This is a genomic window from Enterococcus ureasiticus (assembly GCF_001730285.1).
Taxonomy (GTDB): Bacteria; Bacillota; Bacilli; order Lactobacillales; family Enterococcaceae; genus Enterococcus_L; species Enterococcus_L ureasiticus.
This window is the reverse complement of the sequence record NZ_MIJZ01000015.1, coordinates 43,582-61,151: the sequence shown is the minus strand read 5'-3', so window position 1 is coordinate 61,151 and position 17,570 is coordinate 43,582. Positions and strand designations below refer to the sequence as shown.

The following is a 17,570-nucleotide window of genomic DNA, read 5'->3' as shown; positions in this document are numbered from 1 at the left end:
TACTATAAAGAATTTTTTTCATTGAGGTGGTACCGTGGATACTATTATTCGCCCTCACAAAACAGATCGAGGTCTGTTTTGTGAGGGCTTTTTGCTGTGAATCACTACGACTGGCTTCGCCAGAGTAGATGATGAACAGTACTTGGCGAGCAAAGCGAGAGAAGTAACCGTACTAGGAATCACTACGACTGGCTTCGCCAGAGTAGATGATGAACAGTACTTGGCGAGCAAAGCGAGAGAAGTTTCATTACTAGATAATCACATATTCTATCAAACTCTAAAAAAAACTAGAAAAGAGGAACTAACATGCAATTAATCAAAGAAATCCAAGCAGATTATCTAACGGCGATATCCGCATTTTTGAGAATTCAAGGAACAAACAAATGCCTTTTAGAAAGCATTCCTAGAGACAAAAGCAAAGGACGTTATTCAATCATTGCCTGGGATGCTGTTTCTGAAATTACTTGTTTGGGTCAAAAACTCACGATCAATGGGCAAACGAATACGGTAAAAGATCCATTAAAAGAAATCGAAAAACAGGTATTGAAGAGAGAAGAACTCGTAAAAGAACTTCCTTTCCAAGGCGGTGCAATCGGTTATGTCGGCTATGATGTGATTGCCTGCTATGAAGATTTAGGCAAGCTGCCATTTGATGAATTAAATGTTCCTGATATCCACTTTTATCTATTCGATTCTTATTTGATTTTCGATCATGTCGGTGAAAAAATCTTTTTGGTTGAGGCGGACACTTACTCAAAACGAAGCGAAGAAGCTTTAAATAAAGCAATCAAGCAGAAAATAAATGAATTACAAACGCCAAACGAAGAAGAGCAAAAGGAAATCCATTTAAAAAAATTAAATTACCAAAGCAACTTTACCAAAGAAAGCTTTGAACAAGTAGTTACCAAAGTGAAAGACTATATCAAGCAAGGAGACATGTTCCAAATGGTACCTTCACAACGCTTAACAGCTGATTTTGAAGAAGAACCTTTCGATTATTACCGCAGATTACGGGTCACTAATCCATCAACTTATCTGTATTTTCTAGATTTTGGCGAAACATACGTGATTGGATCATCACCAGAAAGTCTCGTCAGTGTCAAAAACCGAATCGTAACAACAAATCCAATTGTGGGAACACGCAAAAGAGGGCAAACGGTGGAAGAGGATTTGACTTTAGAACAAGAATTACTAACCGATGAAAAAGAACGTGCAGAGCATTTAATGTTGATTGATTTAGGTCGAAACGATGTAGGAAAAGTTAGTGAAGTGGGCTCAGTTGAAGTCCCTGTTTATATGATTATTGAGAAGTATCGCTTTGTAATGCATTTAGTTTCAGTTGTGACAGGAAAACTAAAAAAAGGATTGACCGCGATGGATGCTTTACAGGCAACACTACCTGCTGGAACAGTCAGCGGTGCGCCAAAAATCCGAGCGATGCAACGTATTTACGAAATTGAACCAGTTAAACGAAGTATCTACGCAGGAGCGGTCGGTTATCTATCTAAAAATGATCAAGCAGATTTTGCCATTGCGATAAGAACAATGGTCATCCATAAAAATAAAGCGTATGTACAAGCAGGAGCGGGTATTGTTTATGATTCTGATCCTACGAAAGAATATGAAGAAACACTACAAAAAGCCAAAGCACTTTTGGAGGTGGGAAAATGATTTTACTGATCGATAATTATGATTCATTTACATATAATCTAGCTCAAATGATTGGGACAGGTCACGATGTAGTAATCGTTCGAAATGATTCAGATGATATGTTTCATTTAGCCGAACAAGCGGATGCAATCGTGATTTCACCGGGGCCTGGAACGCCAGTAGAAACAGGCTATGTAAAAGAAGTGATCCAGCAATTTTACCAACAGAAACCATTATTAGGTATTTGCTTAGGGCATCAAACGATCGGTGAGGTATTTGGTGCTAAAGTGATAACGGCTAAAGAAATCCGTCACGGCAAACAATCCACTATTACAACAGAGAAAGTCAGTCGACTTTTTAAAGGAAGCGCCGATGAAGGTTCAGTTATGCGTTATCATTCATTAGTAATTGATCGAAAAACACTACCAGAAGAATTCATCGTTACGGCAACAGCTACAGACGATCAGGAAATCATGGCGATCGAACACCAAACTTATCCCGTTTTTGGTCTTCAATTTCATCCGGAATCGATCGGTACACCAATCGGTAAGGCAATCATTAAAAATTTTATCCAACTAATGGAGGAACAACGATATGAAAAATCTATTTGAAAAAGTTTTTAGAAATGAACATTTGTCGCGTATAGAAGCGCAACAAGTGGCAGAAAAAATCTTTGAAGGCCAACTAACCGATAGTCAAATCGCAGCTTTTTTAACAGCACTAAAATGTAATGGAGAAACGGCTGAAGAAATGGCGGGAATAGCTGAAACGATCCAGCGAAAAGCAGTAACCATTGATTGTCAAAAAGAAAACGTCATGGATAATTGCGGCACCGGCGGCGATCAATCAAACAGCTTTAATATTAGTACAACCGCAGCATTCGTTTTGGCAGCGGGGGGCGTAACTGTTGCTAAACATGGTAATCGCAGTATCTCCAGTAAATCAGGCAGTGCGGATATATTTGAATGTTTAGGTGTAGATATTGCTCTCTCTCCAGATAAATTAAGTACGGTATTGAATGAAGTTGGATTGGCCTTTCTCTTTGCACCTCATATGCACCCAAAAATGAAATACGTCATGAAAGTACGCAAAGAATTAGGGACACCGACAATCTTAAATTTAATTGGTCCGTTAACGAATCCAGTGCTTTTGGATTCACAATTAATGGGAACCTATCGACGAGACTTGCTGGAAGAAACCGCGAAAACATTAGGCGAATTAGGACGTACTCGGGCGGTAGTGGTCAATGGTTCAGGCGGATTGGATGAAGCCTCTCTTGCTGGAACGACACATTTTGCTTTGTTGGAAAAAGGGTTGATCACGATGCATACGATCGAACCCGAAGAGTTTGGTTTTGCTCAACTTCCGATAGAAGCAATTCGTGGTGGTAATGCTGAGCAAAACACTGAGATTCTGTTGTCGATTTTGAAAAATCAGGGAAGTCCCTATTTAGATACTGTTTTATTGAATGCAGGGCTAGGTTTTTTCAGCAATGGAAAAGTATCAACTGTGCAAGAAGGAATTGTATTGGCGAAAGATTGTGTGGCGAGCGGTGCGGCTTTTGATAAACTACAACAGTTGATCCAAGTACAAAAGGAGGTCGCCTAAATGGATTTTTTAGAAAAAATTATCAATGAAAAAAAACAAGAAGTGAACCTAATGCCGTTAGAAACGGTTCAGCCACTGAGAGAAACATACTCATTTTATCAGCAAGTCAAAGATCATCCTGAAAAAATGCATATCATCGGAGAAGTCAAACGAGCGTCTCCGTCTAAAGGCGCAATCAATTTATCCGTCAACGTGATCGAACAAGCAAAAGCTTATGAACAAGCAGGCGTCACAGCAATTTCTGTATTGACAGATGAAGTTTTCTTTAAAGGGTCGATCGAAGATTTGAGGCAAGTAACATCAGAAGTGACCATTCCTGTATTATGCAAAGATTTTATCATTGATGAAAAACAACTGATCCGTGCAAGAAATGCTGGAGCAACGATTATTTTACTGATCGTATCGGCTTTGTCCAAACAAAAATTGGAAGAACTATATAAAAAAGCAACGGCATTGGGTCTGGAAGTTTTAGTAGAAGTTCATGATAAAGAGGAACTGCGGATTGCTGAAGCGTTATCGGCACAATTGATTGGTGTAAATAATCGAAATTTAAAAACGTTTGACGTTTCGATCGGAGTGAGCCAAACGTTGGGGGAAAAACAAAAAACAGATGCTGTATATATCAGTGAATCCGGTTTTTCAACGAGTGAACAAGTTGCTCTTGTGAAAGAGAACTATCGAGCGGTTTTAGTAGGAGAAGGATTGATGCGGGAAACTGATCCGAAAGCGAAAGTCAAAGCATTGCAGGTCTTGCGATGAAAGTGAAAATTTGTGGGTTGAAAACTAAAGAGCAGGTAGACGTAGCAGTAGCGCATGGTGCAGATTATCTTGGTTTTGTCTTTGCAAAAAGTATACGTCAGATTACTCCTGAAGAAGTCAAAGAAATCACGAAGAATGTACCAAAAGAAGTTAAAAAAGTGGGAGTCTTTGTTTCGCCGATCCAATCAGAAGTGGAAGCAATCATCCAACAAGCTGGACTAGATATGGTGCAGATCCATGGCGATTTGACAACAGAAAACTATACTGTTCCGCTAATTAGAGCAATTCCAGTTAACGGAGTGGATCAAGAAAAATACATTAAAGAAACAAGCGCAGAATTTCTGCTCTTCGATGCCCCACCCAAAAAATTTGTCGGAGGTAATGGTGAAGTATTCGATTGGCAGCAATTAGATACAAGCTCTATCAAAAATAAAAAAATCATTATCGCTGGCGGTCTAACCCCAGAAAATGTACAACAAGCTAAACAAAGATTCAACCCATATGCAGTTGATGTATCCAGCGGAGTTGAAACAAATGGAGTAAAAGATCCAAAAAAAATCATTGCTTTTCTAAAGAAAGCGACCTAGTTATGGGCTAGCCTTTCGGAAAAAAGGTAAAACCTGAATGTGGCAAAAAACGCCACCCTCATGTTTTCCTATTTTTCATCGATGTTAAGCGGCTCATTCAGCTTTAATGTTATCTAGCTTCACAGGCTAGGTTCTCGAGAAAAAGATAAAAATGGAAAGTGACAAAAAGCGTCACAGTCAATTTTTCCTATTTTCTTGTCGAGCCTAAACGAGCCCGTTCAGCTTTAATTACAAGGAGGAAAATTATGTATAATCAACCAAACCAAGGATTTTACGGAGATTTTGGAGGGCAATTCGTCCCGGAAACATTGATGTATGCCGTCAAGGAATTAGAGGAAGTTTATGAAGCGTCAAAAATGGATGAGGCATTTCAAAAGGAGTTGAATTATTACTTAAAGCAGTATGTTGGACGGGAAAATCCATTGTACTTTGCAGAACGTTTAACAGATTTTGCTGGTGGCGCAAAGATCTACCTAAAAAGAGAAGACTTGAATCATACTGGTGCCCACAAAATCAACAATACGATCGGCCAAATTTTATTAGCGAAAAAAATGGGTAAGAAAAAAGTCGTTGCGGAAACAGGAGCAGGGCAACATGGTGTAGCAACAGCTACAGTGGCGGCTTTGTTTGGAATGGAATGTACGATTTTTATGGGAGCAGTCGATGTGGCGCGTCAATCACTGAATGTTTTCCGGATGGAATTATTAGGTGCTAAAGTTGAAAGTGTGACGTCAGGCAGTCAAACCTTGAAAGATGCGGTGAACGAAGCGTTACGTTTTTGGGTTGCCAATGTTGAAGACACTCATTATGTGATGGGATCGGTTTTAGGGCCTCATCCATTTCCAGAAATCGTGCGAGATTATCAAAGCATTATCGGAATTGAAGCAAGACGACAATTTTTAGAGGTAGAAAACAAATTACCTGATGCCGTCGTTGCTTGTGTGGGCGGTGGTAGTAATGCGATGGGGATTTTTTATCCCTTTATCAATGATGAGGTTGCGTTGATCGGTGTTGAAGCAGCTGGCTTAGGATTAGATACAACCTCACATGCAGCATCGATCACCAAAGGGAAAACAGGCGTACTTCATGGGGCAATGATGAAACTATTACAAGATGATGATGGCCAAATTTTAGAAGCCTTCTCGATTTCAGCTGGCTTAGATTATCCAGGGCTTGGACCAGAGCATTGTCATTTAAACGAAACACAAAGAGCAAGTTATGAATCAGTAACTGATCAAGAAGCGCTAGATGCCTTTAAAGTTTTATGCCAAACAGAAGGGATCATCCCAGCTTTAGAAAGTTCTCATGCCGTTAGTCATGCGCTCAAAGTTGCAAAAGAACTTGGACCAGATAAACAAATTATTGTTTGTCTTTCAGGCCGTGGGGATAAAGATGTACAGCAAATCAAAGAATTATTTGAACAGGAGGCATACCAATGAAATCATTAACGAAGCAACTAAAGGCCAAACAACAAGCAAATGAAACGATCTTTGTTCCATACATTATGGCGGGGGCTCAAGGGCTAAACCAACTAGCTGATGAAATTCAGTTACTGACAGAAGCTGGAGCAAGTGCAATCGAATTAGGCATTCCGTTTTCAGATCCAGTTGCAGACGGTCCTGTAATCCAAGCTGCTGGTCTAAGAGCATTAGAAAATAAAGTAACACTGAAAAAAATAATCCAGCAGCTAAAACAAATAAAAACCAAAACGCCTTTGGTGATCATGACGTATTTCAATCCGATTTTTAGTTATGGTTTAGAAACATTCATTCACGATTTGGTCAAAACAGATGTCAAAGGACTGATTATTCCAGATTTACCTTATGAGCACCAAGAATTGCTAACACCATTATTAAATGATAGTGATATTTCATTGATTCCATTGGTTGCCTTAACAACACCCAAAGAGCGAATCCCGGAATTAGTAGAATCGGGAGAAGGATTTATTTATGCAGTAGCTGTCAATGGTGTAACAGGAACTGGACGAAATTATCAAGAAACATTAGACGAGCATTTAGCCTATATTCAAAAAGTCAGTGATAAACCAGTTTTAGCAGGATTTGGCATATCATCTAAAGAACATGTGGAACGTTTTAGGAAAAGTTGTGCAGGCGTGATCGTAGGCAGCAAAATCGTTCAGCTACTTAGTGAAGGAAAACAAACGGAAGTCAGTGCCTTTATCAAAGAAGTAGTAAGTAACTAATTTTAGATTTCTTATTTTTTTATTTTCCTCTTGCCTCTGAGCATTTCTTTCTGTAAAGTAGTATGAAAAGTAGGTGGAATCATGGAAATTGTTATCAATCGTAATTTGATTTTTGCAGAAAACCAATATTTGGAAACCGAACGTTTGAAGTTACGTCCAGTAACATTAAGTGACGCTAATGATATGCACGAATATGCATCCGATGAAGAAACGGTCACCTATGTTTTCCCAATTCATCAGTCTTTTAAGGACACCAAAGAAAGCATTGCAAATTATTTCATGGCAGCGCCGCTTGGAAAATATGGTATCGAGTTAAAAGCAACTGGCAAGTTTATCGGAACGATCGATTTACGTGTGGTAGATCAGCATAATATTGCAGAAATCGGTTATTCTTTAAACAAGGCATTTTGGGGACAAGGCTATGTGCCAGAAGCGGCGCATGAATTACTTAGTTTAGGTTTTGAAGAGTTAAAACTGATGCGTATTTTTGCGACGCATGATATCGATAATCCCAAGTCTGGCCGCGTAATGGAAAAAATTGGCATGAAAGTAGAAGGCAATATCCCGAATGCCCGGATGTGGAAAGGGAAAGTTGTTACGGATATTATACGCGGTATCACGTTAGAAGAATGGCGAAAACTGCATAGCTAAACTACAGAATAGCTCAGAGGAGAAATGACTACATGTTAATGTTTACTGAAAAAGATTTTGATATTTTTACGATGGAAGGCTTAGACCCAAGAATGGCTGGCATTCGTTCGACAATCCAACCAAAATTTCAAGAATTAGATGATTATTTTGCTGAAAAATTAGGCGAAACACTAGAAACAGAATTTTTTGTTCATATCGCCCAACACCGCCGTAGAACAGTTTACCCACCAGAAAATACGTGGTCTGCACTAAGCCAGAAAAAACGCGGCTATAAAATGGAAGCTCATTTTCAGTTAGGCATTTGGCCAGACTATCTTTTCATGTGGTTATCATTGATTGATAATCCTAAAAAAGAAAAGGAAATTGCCCAAGTTTTTTTAGACAATCAAGCATTATTTGAGCAGTTGGATGATGATTTTTATCTGTCGACCGATCATACTCAACCTGAGATCGAACGGTTGAATGAAGCGGATTTGGAGAAACATTTAATCCGTTTTCGAGATGTGAAAAAAGGAGAATTTCAAATTGGACGAGTCATTAGAAAGACAGATGATCTGTTGAATGATCCCGAAAAAGCCCGTGAGTATATGCTGAAGACGTATGAGGAATTATTACCGTTGTACAGGTTAGCGATCGGGTTACAGGAGCAAGCCTAAAGACTAGAGCAGAACAAAGGTCACTGTGTAGACTGTTGTTCTGCTCTTTTTTGTGCGATTTTAAGTGACTAAAGCCAAACTAAACTATCCAATTCATTGGAGGTAAGAGAATAGTCTTCAAAGGAATCTAAAATAAATTGTTTTGGATCATCGATATCGATGCCTTCTCGAATCAAAATGTCAATTCCGGCAGGTGTTAAAAAGGAGCGCTCGAATTTGATAACTAAAATCGTCTCTGTAATAGTCAAGATGGACCATTTACTACTTAAAATAGTTAAAAGCCCTTTCCCTCGCCAAACAAAGTGATTTTGTTTATATGTATCTATTCCGATAATCTTTTTTTGTTGCCCATTATTATTTTTATAAGTAACAATATCCAAAAATTCGAGGGGATGATTTTTCAATTTTTCATATTGTATAGTAGGATCACTACGCTTTTTCGATAGCCAAAGAGGAAAATTAGTCCCTCGTATTATCCAGCGGCCCTCTAATCGTTCAGGTAAGTTTTCCATTTTTTACAATCCTTTCTATAGTTGATTTACTCTCGAAAATTAGTAACTATCTTTCATTATTAATACACAAAAAAAGCTATATAATGCATTTTGTACATTATACAGCCTTTAATAAAATGACTCCAAAAGTCAGCTTGTGATACGGGGATAATACGTTTATTGCACACCAATCTTATTCAATGGATAGTATCGGAAATAAACAACACCTATAATATTTTCTTCATCTACAAAACCAAAATAACGGCTATCATCTGCTTTCCGACGATTATCTCCCAATACAAAATATTTCCCATCAGGAACAACAGTGGCAGGTCCTGCCGCACTATTCGCTAGAGTAAAATCAGTAGTCAAAGGCATATCATCTTCCAATGCCGCTTTAAATTCATCTAAATAAGGTTCAGCATATTTTTTATCATTGATATATAATTGATCATTTTCCATTCGAATGGTATCACCAGGCATTCCAACAATACGCTTCACGATTCGTTTCCCATCTCGTGGACTAGGAAATGTTGCGGTATCAAATCGTTTTGGTTTGATCAAAGAGGTTTGCCACAAACGGTCTGACTCATGATAAGTTGGCTCCATCGAACTGCCCACAACTTCCACAGGTGTCAAAACAAACTTCCTCAAGAAAAGCGCAAATAGCAAAATCATAGCAAACTGCATCACTAAATAAAGCTTACCGTGTTTCTTTTTCATAAATAAACTCCTTTTTACTTATTATTTCTTACTAGTATACCAGAATAAATCGAGCAAATAAGAAGAAAATTAGACAATTTTATGGATTATTTAATGTTTAAGAAAATTGCTAAAGCAGATATTTTGTCGTCATTTCTAAATTTTGCTATACTTTTTATAGAACTTATCGATTGATAAGGAGGAGGAAGAACTATGTTTTTAGCTTGGAATGAAATAACCCGCTCAAAATTACGCTATGCACTGATTATTAGTGTGATGTTTTTGATTTCTTATTTAGTTTTCTTTTTAACAGGTTTAGCGTATGGTTTGGCTGAAGATAATCGAACGGCTGTGGATAAATGGCAGGCGGATGGGATCGTATTGTCTGATGAATCGAATACCAATATCAATATGTCGATGATTCCGATTAAGTCCATGGATGAAGTTGAAGCAAAAGAAAAGGCATCATTAGGACAAACGGCAGCTGTGATCCAATTAGACAAAAAGAATACTGAAAAAATCAATGCTAGTTTTTTTGGTATTAATAAAGATGAATTTTTAATGCCGAATGTTATTGAAGGAAAATCATTTACGAATGAAAATGAGACAGTTGTGGATAACAGTTTGAAAAAAGAAAATGACCTCAAACTTGGAGATACCATAAAACTAGCTGGTAGTGATAAAAAACTTAAAGTGGTAGGTTTTACGGACAATGCTAAATTTAATGTTGCACCTGTATTATACGTATCTACAGCTGCTTTTCAGCAAATTCGCTTTGAAAAATCTGATACCACTGAAAATGCTCGTGTGAATGCGATTGTTTTTCGTGCAAAAGACGGAAACTTAAAAAATGTTCACTTGAAAGAGGACGGCTTGGCTCGTTATAGTATCGCAACATTCATTAATAAATTACCAGGATATAACGCTCAAGTGCTGACATTTGGCTTTATGATCGGCTTTTTGATTGTGATTGCCGCGATTGTTATTGGTATTTTCATTTATGTCTTGACCATGCAAAAAGCAACGATTTTCGGGATCATGAAAGCACAGGGGATTTCTGGTTTTTATATCGCAGTCTCTGTAATCGTTCAAACGTTTGTCTTGGCCGTTTTGGGGATAACTTTTGGTTTACTTGGTACGGTGGGAACTTCTCTCGTTTTACCAACAGCGGTTCCATTTCAAACGAATTGGTTATTCTTCTTATCAATTGGCGGGATAATGTTAGTGATTGCGGTATTAGGTGCGCTGTTTTCGGTTAGGACGATTGTTAAAATCGATCCGCTGAAGGCAATTGGATAGAAAGGGGCTAATTTAAAATGAAGGCAATCGAATTTTTATCTGTGGATAAACAGTTTTTAGATGGTGATACAACAATTGAAGCATTAAAATCCACAGATTTTTCTGTGGAAAAAGGTCAGTTCGTTGCAGTGATCGGCCCAAGTGGCTCTGGGAAAAGTACTTTTTTAACACTTGCAGGTGGCTTACAAACACCGACTAGCGGCGAAGTTAAAATAAATAATGAAGCATTTAGTAAAGAAAATGAAAAAACACGGTCCAAAATTCGTTTCTCTGAAATTGGGTTTATTTTACAAGCATCGAATTTAGTTCCGTTTCTCACAGTGGAAAAGCAATTACGTTTGGTGGATAAAGTTAAAAAAGAAAAGACTGATGTGGATAAAGTCAACAAGTTATTAACAGAGCTTGGAATTGAAAAGTTAAAGAAAAAATACCCAGATGAAATTTCTGGTGGAGAGCGTCAGCGAGTTGCAATTGCAAGGGCCTTGTATAATGATCCATCCATCATCTTAGCAGACGAACCGACAGCAAGTTTGGATTCGGATAGAGCTTTTGAGGTTGTAAAGATTTTAGCGCGAGAAACGAAAGAAAAAAATAAAGCAACGATCATGGTGACGCATGATCAGCGTTTGATCGATTTTTGTGATGAAGTATTTGTGATGAAAGATGGAGTGCTGGAAAAACAATGAACTTAAAAAAGTAGAGTGAAGCTGAAATCTAGCTTCACTCTACTTTTTATATAAAAAAACCTTGTACAGCAGAGCTGTACAAGGTTTTTTTCGAAAGATCCATAATGCGATAAAAGCAAGAGAATCTTAAAGTTTTTGGTTGTAGTATTCAACGACAAGAGCTTCGTCGATATCAGGATATAATTCATCACGTTCTGGTAAACGAGTGAAGCTTCCTTCTAATTTTTCAGTGTCAAAGCTTACAAATGCTGGACGTCCAACAGTTGATTCAACCGCTTCTTTTAGAGTTACGATGTTTTGAGATTTTTCACGAACAGAAATCACTTGACCAACTTCAACGTGGTATGAAGGGATATCTACGCGTTTGCCATCTACAGTTACGTGACCGTGATTTACTAATTGACGTGCTTGACGACGAGTAGTAGCAAGACCTAAACGGTAAACGACGTTATCTAAACGTTGTTCTAGTAAGATCATGAAGTTAACACCGTGTTTACCTTCTTTGATCTTGCTTGCTTTAATAAACAAGTTAACGAATTGACGTTCGTTCATACCGTACATATGACGTAATTTTTGTTTTTCAGTTAATTGCATACCGTATTCAGAAACTTTACCACGGCTGTTTGGTCCGTGCTGTCCTGGTTTGTATGGGCGACGTGCTAGTTCTTTACCAGTTCCTGATAGAGAGATACCTAGACGACGAGAGATTTTCCATGATGGTCCTGTATAACGTGACATTAAAAATTCCTCCAATAAAATAAGTTTTTTGGAGTAAAATAATCTTCTGAAAAATTCATATTCGTTCAGTTCATTCTTCAACCTTCGCCCTTTGCAGCCGTGGGTTACGCAGTTGAACCTGAAAGCCGAAGCAATCAAGGCAATGAAATGTTGACGAGCCTATTATTTTTCTGCTGCATTATTTTACACAAAGCATAGTATAGCGCAAAAGAGGGGATAACTCAAGCTTTTTATTGAGTTATCCCTAATAAACTACCAGCCACCAGATGCGCCGCCGCCACCGGAAGACCCTCCGCCAAAAGAACCCCAAGAAGATCCGCCACTTCCATTGCCAGAAGAATCATTGTCTGACCAATTACTAGAATTGTAGTTGGAGGCTAGATAAGCTGTAGTTAAAATGTCTCCATTACCTGAATAAAGAGTATCACCAATTAAAATCCGGCCAAATGCTTTTTGTTGAGCAGCTGGATTTTTTAATAGTCTTCCTCTTGTAATGGCACGACGTAGACTTCTTCTTGATGAAATTAAGGATGTTCCACTTAGCATAATATAGTAAAGATTGGTTTGTTTTATTTTTTCAAGCAGTAATTGAGTATCATTTTGATCAATTTCATTAGAGTAAGTGGTCATTTGTTCTTGGTATTCATTGTAGTTTGATTTTAAAACCTTTCTTGCACGTATTAGTCTTACAATAGAGAATGAACTAACTATTATTATGATTACCAACAAGATGAATAGACTCCCGTGAGCAAACCTAGCTGAGTTTTTTTGTGCTTCAACTTGATTGATTTTAGAATCTACCAAAGCCGTTTTTGTATTCATTAATGCAAAAACCTGATCCACTACTTGATTTACAGCAGTATCGTAGTTTTCTTCTTTGAATTCATCGACAACCGCATCGTCATTGATAATATTTTCAGCAACGCCATCAGGAATCAACCCTTCTAATCCATACCCAACTTCTAAACGGAATTTTCGGTCAGTCAAAGCAACCAAATATAAGACACCATTGTTTTCATCTTTGTTACCGATCCCCAACTGGTTAAAAATTTTATTGGCATAAGATTCAATGTCTTCACCCCTAGGCAGATTACGTACTGTTACGACTTCTAGCTGAGCGCCATTGGTACTAGCAGCCAATTGTTTATTTAAATCATAGATTTTTTTCTTTACTGTCGCATCTAACATATTTGCGTTATCTGAGACAAATATATTATTTTTGTTGATCACTAGATTACTATCTGTTCCATCGATAACGACAGAGTAATTGTTTTCCTGTTCAGGATATTCTTTTAAATTATCCAAATTTTCTTGTAAAACTGTATCAAATGATTTTTTCGTTTCTGTTACTTTTCCCGTCTCAATGTCTGCTCGTTCTTGTTTAAGAGAGACTAATTGTTGATCATAAGAGGCCATTTTTTCAGGATAATGCTTATCTGTTATAAAGAATAAACTAAAAAAGAAACCACAAGATAGAAAGATCCACAATAAAATGACCGTAAAAATCTCGTTTCTTCTTTTTAAAGAGCGATAATGCGAAATAATTTTTTGATTTAACTGTTGCGGTTGATTATTTTGAACGGATCGATACATAATAACCTGCCCCCTTACCCAAAGAAAATACCAAGCTTTCTTTTACATTACTATTTACCACCAACAAAACTGTTTTCACTTTCATTCACATAATACTCCTTCCTTGGAATCATCGAGTGTTAATACTACTATTTTACCATCAGATAAAATAAAATCATCCTACTTAAGATGCATTTTCATTGTCTTTTTAAAAGATTTAGTTGGAATTTTCAGCTTAATTTGTTATCCTATGAAAAAAAGTGATACTTTGTATGAAAAAGCACTAGACAAAACCTGTGCTGGTCTTTAGAATGGTAAAGGATGTTTTTTGAAAATATGAGATGAAAACAAATTGAAAAGGAGAAACACAATGAAACCTGTATCGCCATTATTTGAGCAGATCGACAAATCAATTAGTAAAAAAATGAACTTATTTCAAAGTAGTTTTATGCGTTACGCTTTCCGTGCAATATTAGCTTGTATGTTTTTAACTTTAGGAACGGCAGTCGCTTTTGGAATTGCAATGAAAGGTGAAGACATGGCACATGGCTTAGGAAAAATTTTATATGCCTTTATGTTTAGCTGGTCACTTGTTATGATTCTTTATATGAATGCGGAACTTGGAACATCAAATATGCTGTATATGACAGTTGGTGTTTATCGTAAAAAAATCAACTTCTCGTTTGCAGCAAAAATTTTAGTTACCTGTATTTTATTTAACTTAGTCGGTGGTGTTTTCTTTGGTTACTTGATTTCATTGACAGTTCCTTATCAAGATCTAGCATCAGATAGCTTCTTCTTTACTTCGATTGCTGGAAAATTAGATAAAACGACAACACAGATTTTAGTAGAAGGTATTTTTGCGAATATTGTGGTCAATACAGCTGTATTAGTGAGCATGCGTATGAAAGATGATGCTGGTAAAGTTGCCGCAATCATTTTCATCATCTTTATTTTTGCTTTCTTAGGTTACGAACACGTTATCGCCAACTTCCCAGCATTTAGTTTAGCGTATTTCGCTTCTCACGGAACAATGGCGGCAATGACAGTTGGTAGCGTAGCACACAATCTATTCTTTGCTTTGATCGGTAACTTTATCGGTGGTGGCTTAGTGATGGGCTTGGGTTATGCATGGTTGAATAATGCAGATACAACCTATTTAGATTAGAGGTTGAAACGGAGTTATTTCTGTTTCACTGTTTATAGGGCTGAAACGGAAATTATTTTCGTTTCAGCTTTTTTTGATGTGAGAAGCTATTTGAAGTAAAATAGAGGAAAGAAGAAAAAGGGGCAATGAAATGAATAAAGTCGTTTTTCCAGAAAATAAAGAAAAAGCTGAACAAATGGCAGCCTATATGAAAAATTTATTTCCTTTTGCAGGTGTTACGGCACCAGAGCGCGCGGTGTTAGAGAAAGAACTTTTGAAAGCTAGCAAGAAACTACCGTTTATGGAGTTGTTTGATTTAATCAATTTTTACTATGATAAATCTGAACGGGAATACCAGTATTTAGCGATTGATTTAGCAACAGTTAATGTAAAACGCTTCTCTTTTGAAGAAGTTTTATGTTTTAAGCCTTTTGTGATCGATAAAGCCTGGTGGGATAGTGTTGATTCTTGGCGTAAGTTTTTTGGACTTTGGGGATTTTATCATTTAGAGGAAATGCCTCAGCTGTTTGAAGCCTTTTTTGGTGAAACAGATTTTTGGCATAGGCGAATTGCAATCAATCTGCAACTGTTATATAAAGAAAAAACAAACACTGTGTTATTGAAAAAAGCCATTATTTATGATAAAACTACAGATGAGTTCTTTATTCAAAAAGCAATTGGCTGGTCCTTGCGTCAATATAGCAAAACGGATCCTTTATGGGTCAAAACCTTGATTGAGACAACCGAATTAAGCCGATTAGCTGTTAGAGAAGGCAGTAAATATTTGCCAAAACCATAGAAAGCGAGCGAGTTATTACGCCATGAGAAGAAAACTTTTTGCATTTGATATTGATGGAACACTGCTTGGAACCGACAGACAACCGTTGGAAAGCACACGAGAAGCATTAAGGATGTTAAGAAAACAAGGACATCTTGTAACAATTGCAACAGGTCGTAGCCGATTTATGGCGCAAGATATTATTTTAGACTTAGATTTTTCCAATTATGTGCTTTGTAATGGAGCAGCAGCATTTTTAGATCACGAACAATATTTTCAAAATTTACTGGATCAAGATGAATTGCATCGTTTTGCTTCAGAGGTAGAGAAAAGAGAAATTGGTTTGGCTTATGTTGGACTAGATGATGTGAAGAAAAATAATCATCATCGTCGTGCACAAATGGCAGAAGCGATGGGTTCTATCGACTTTGAAGCGCCAGAATATGATGTGAACTTTCAAAAAGAAAATGATGTTTATCAAGCATTGGCCTTTTATGATGAGTCAGCAGATGGCATGTTTGACCGTGAATTTTCTAAATTCCGTTTTATTCGTTGGCATTCTGAAAGTGTAGATATCGTACCAAATAATGGCTCTAAAGCAGCGACTTTACTGAATTTGGCAGACCGAGTTGGAATTGCTCGTGAAGATATCATCACATTTGGCGATGGTGAAAACGACCGTGAAATGTTGCGTGAGGCTGGAATTGGAGTGGCGATGGGTAATGCTTTGCCGCACATCCAAAAAGAAGCAAAAATTGTGACGGATACAAATGATAATGATGGTATTTGGAAAGCGTTGAAAGAATTAAAGGCGATTTAAGGATGAAAAAAGTGATTTGTACAAAACTATTTTAGTTTGTACAAATCACTTTTTAGTTATTCAATCACCAAAACGCCATCTTTCAACGCATATGGATTTTCAGAATTGATATGATCATAAAACATCACACCATTCAAATGATCGATTTCATGTTGAACGACGATTGCTTCATAATTTTTTAAACGGATTTTTTGCTTAACGCCGTCAGCGTCTACATAGGAAAGTGTGATCTTATTATGACGTACCACATAGCCTGGCACTTCACGATCAACAGATAAACAGCCTTCCCCCTCAGCAAGACAAGCATCTTGGACGGAATGACTTAAAATCTTAGGATTATACATCACGGCACTTAATGTTGGTTCTGGATTTTCCAAATCACCACTTGGCACATGGACCGCAATGATTCGTTTAGAAATGTCTAATTGAGGTGCAGCTAAACCAACACCGCCTCGTAAACCTAATTCTTCTGCTTTGATAGGATCTTGGCTGTTATGCAAGAACTCCATCATTTCTTCGCCTAATTTGATATCTTCATCAGATAGCGGCACCGCTACTTCTTTTGCCACTTCTCTAAGAGTTGGGTTTCCTTCACGGATAATATCCTCCATGGTGATCATGGAATAATTCCTCCTTTATATTTAAAAGTCTAGGTCAGTCTCAGTCAGAAATTAAATCTTTCCATTAATGTATTTATTCGCCTATACAGTTTATCACAAAACCATTCAAAATGGGGATAAATTGTTCAAAAAACAGTGGATGAATTGAGCTTGGTCTTGCATTTTAAAAAATTTTCCTGTAAAGTATACCTGTATGGAAACGTACCGTCTTTTACTTGGTTGTGCGAATCACCAACGCATTACTCAGTAAGAAGATGACTATTAAAGAAGAGGTGAAAAACATGGCAATGTCAAAAGAAAAGAAAAACGAAATCATTAGCGAATACGCTCGTCATGAAGGAGATACTGGTTCACCAGAAGTACAGATTGCTGTATTAACTGCTGATATCAATCACTTGAATGAACACGCTCGCGTTCACAAAAAAGATCATCATTCTTACCGTGGACTAATGAAAAAAATTGGTCACCGTCGTAACTTGTTAGCTTACTTACGTAAGACTGACATCCAACGTTACCGCGTATTGATCGAACGTTTAGGATTACGTCGTTAATCAAACACTAGAGAAGCGAGATTCGTAACGAACCTCGCTTTTTAGCTTATTT

General features: G+C 37.4%; 20 protein-coding genes. 15 read left to right on the top strand and 5 right to left on the bottom strand.

Annotated features, from left to right (window positions below):
• The first annotated feature begins 306 nt into the window (after positions 1 to 306).
• The 9 genes from trpE to BCR21_RS12905 all read left to right on the top strand — a co-directional run bounded on the left by trpE (position 307) and on the right by BCR21_RS12905 (position 8,114).
• Positions 307 to 1,671, top strand: a complete 1,365-nt coding sequence (gene trpE, locus BCR21_RS12945) for an anthranilate synthase component I (protein WP_069646886.1) — start codon at positions 307 to 309, stop codon at positions 1,669 to 1,671.
• Positions 1,668 to 2,261: an anthranilate synthase component II gene (locus BCR21_RS12940; protein ID WP_069646885.1), complete on the top strand. Its 594-nt coding sequence runs from the start codon at positions 1,668 to 1,670 to the stop codon at positions 2,259 to 2,261. The genes trpE and BCR21_RS12940 overlap by 4 nt, the downstream gene beginning before the upstream one ends.
• Positions 2,245 to 3,258 (top strand): anthranilate phosphoribosyltransferase, encoded by a 1,014-nt coding sequence (trpD, locus tag BCR21_RS12935; protein ID WP_069646884.1) that lies wholly within the window; start codon positions 2,245 to 2,247, stop codon positions 3,256 to 3,258. Before BCR21_RS12940 ends, trpD begins: the two co-directional genes overlap by 17 nt.
• Positions 3,259 to 4,017, top strand: coding sequence for an indole-3-glycerol phosphate synthase TrpC (gene trpC / locus BCR21_RS12930; protein ID WP_069646883.1), 759 nt, complete (start codon positions 3,259 to 3,261; stop codon positions 4,015 to 4,017).
• On the top strand, positions 4,014 to 4,604 hold the full coding sequence (locus tag BCR21_RS12925) for a phosphoribosylanthranilate isomerase (protein ID WP_069646882.1): 591 nt from the start codon (positions 4,014 to 4,016) through the stop codon (positions 4,602 to 4,604). The genes trpC and BCR21_RS12925 overlap by 4 nt, the downstream gene beginning before the upstream one ends.
• Before the next feature lie 245 nt (positions 4,605 to 4,849).
• A complete protein-coding gene (gene trpB, locus BCR21_RS12920) occupies positions 4,850 to 6,043 on the top strand; it encodes a tryptophan synthase subunit beta (RefSeq protein ID WP_069646881.1) in 1,194 nt (397 codons plus the stop codon).
• Positions 6,040 to 6,807 carry a tryptophan synthase subunit alpha gene (trpA, locus tag BCR21_RS12915; RefSeq protein WP_069646880.1) on the top strand — a complete coding sequence of 256 codons (768 nt, stop codon included), beginning with the start codon at positions 6,040 to 6,042 and terminating at the stop codon, positions 6,805 to 6,807. Before trpB ends, trpA begins: the two co-directional genes overlap by 4 nt.
• An 81-nt stretch (positions 6,808 to 6,888) precedes the next feature.
• Positions 6,889 to 7,458 carry a GNAT family N-acetyltransferase gene (locus tag BCR21_RS12910; protein WP_069646879.1) on the top strand — a complete coding sequence of 190 codons (570 nt, stop codon included), beginning with the start codon at positions 6,889 to 6,891 and terminating at the stop codon, positions 7,456 to 7,458.
• A gap of 32 nt (positions 7,459 to 7,490) precedes the next feature.
• Positions 7,491 to 8,114: a DUF1054 domain-containing protein gene (locus BCR21_RS12905; protein ID WP_069646878.1), complete on the top strand. Its 624-nt coding sequence runs from the start codon at positions 7,491 to 7,493 to the stop codon at positions 8,112 to 8,114.
• Positions 8,115 to 8,182: 68 nt separating this feature from the next.
• On the opposite strand, the gene BCR21_RS12900 is transcribed toward BCR21_RS12905, so the two are convergent.
• The gene (locus BCR21_RS12900; RefSeq protein ID WP_069646877.1) at positions 8,183 to 8,626 is read right to left on the bottom strand and encodes a hypothetical protein; all 444 of its coding nucleotides are present in this window, start codon (positions 8,624 to 8,626) and stop codon (positions 8,183 to 8,185) included.
• Positions 8,627 to 8,782: 156 nt separating this feature from the next.
• Positions 8,783 to 9,328 carry a signal peptidase I gene (gene lepB / locus BCR21_RS12895; RefSeq protein WP_069646876.1) on the bottom strand — a complete coding sequence of 182 codons (546 nt, stop codon included), beginning with the start codon at positions 9,326 to 9,328 and terminating at the stop codon, positions 8,783 to 8,785.
• A gap of 192 nt (positions 9,329 to 9,520) precedes the next feature.
• Here lepB and BCR21_RS12890 point away from each other — a divergent pair, with 192 nt between their 5' ends.
• Both BCR21_RS12890 and BCR21_RS12885 read left to right on the top strand, forming a co-directional pair.
• The gene (locus BCR21_RS12890; protein WP_069646875.1) at positions 9,521 to 10,606 is read left to right on the top strand and encodes an ABC transporter permease; all 1,086 of its coding nucleotides are present in this window, start codon (positions 9,521 to 9,523) and stop codon (positions 10,604 to 10,606) included.
• Between the two features lie 17 nt (positions 10,607 to 10,623).
• Entirely contained in the window at positions 10,624 to 11,292 is a 669-nt protein-coding gene (locus tag BCR21_RS12885) for an ABC transporter ATP-binding protein (protein ID WP_069646874.1), read from the top strand.
• Between the two features lie 126 nt (positions 11,293 to 11,418).
• On the opposite strand, the gene rpsD is transcribed toward BCR21_RS12885, so the two are convergent.
• Entirely contained in the window at positions 11,419 to 12,030 is a 612-nt protein-coding gene (gene rpsD / locus BCR21_RS12880) for a 30S ribosomal protein S4 (protein WP_069646873.1), read from the bottom strand.
• 252 nt (positions 12,031 to 12,282) lie between these two features.
• Entirely contained in the window at positions 12,283 to 13,623 is a 1,341-nt protein-coding gene (locus BCR21_RS12875) for a TPM domain-containing protein (protein WP_069646872.1), read from the bottom strand.
• Between the two features lie 349 nt (positions 13,624 to 13,972).
• Here BCR21_RS12875 and BCR21_RS12870 point away from each other — a divergent pair, with 349 nt between their 5' ends.
• The 3 genes from BCR21_RS12870 to BCR21_RS12860 all read left to right on the top strand — a co-directional run bounded on the left by BCR21_RS12870 (position 13,973) and on the right by BCR21_RS12860 (position 16,347).
• Positions 13,973 to 14,770 (top strand): formate/nitrite transporter family protein, encoded by a 798-nt coding sequence (locus tag BCR21_RS12870; protein WP_069646871.1) that lies wholly within the window; start codon positions 13,973 to 13,975, stop codon positions 14,768 to 14,770.
• 130 nt (positions 14,771 to 14,900) lie between these two features.
• The gene (locus tag BCR21_RS12865) at positions 14,901 to 15,548 is read left to right on the top strand and encodes a DNA alkylation repair protein (protein WP_069646870.1); all 648 of its coding nucleotides are present in this window, start codon (positions 14,901 to 14,903) and stop codon (positions 15,546 to 15,548) included.
• A 22-nt stretch (positions 15,549 to 15,570) separates the two neighbouring features.
• Complete coding sequence (locus tag BCR21_RS12860; protein ID WP_069646869.1) at positions 15,571 to 16,347, top strand: Cof-type HAD-IIB family hydrolase; 777 nt, start codon at positions 15,571 to 15,573, stop codon at positions 16,345 to 16,347.
• Positions 16,348 to 16,403: 56 nt separating this feature from the next.
• Here the strand turns inward: BCR21_RS12860 and def are convergent, their stop codons facing one another.
• Positions 16,404 to 16,967: a peptide deformylase gene (def, locus tag BCR21_RS12855; RefSeq protein ID WP_069646868.1), complete on the bottom strand. Its 564-nt coding sequence runs from the start codon at positions 16,965 to 16,967 to the stop codon at positions 16,404 to 16,406.
• A gap of 281 nt (positions 16,968 to 17,248) precedes the next feature.
• On the opposite strand from def, the gene rpsO reads away from it, so the two are divergent.
• A complete protein-coding gene (gene rpsO / locus BCR21_RS12850) occupies positions 17,249 to 17,518 on the top strand; it encodes a 30S ribosomal protein S15 (protein ID WP_010770485.1) in 270 nt (89 codons plus the stop codon).
• Positions 17,519 to 17,570: the final 52 nt, after the last annotated feature.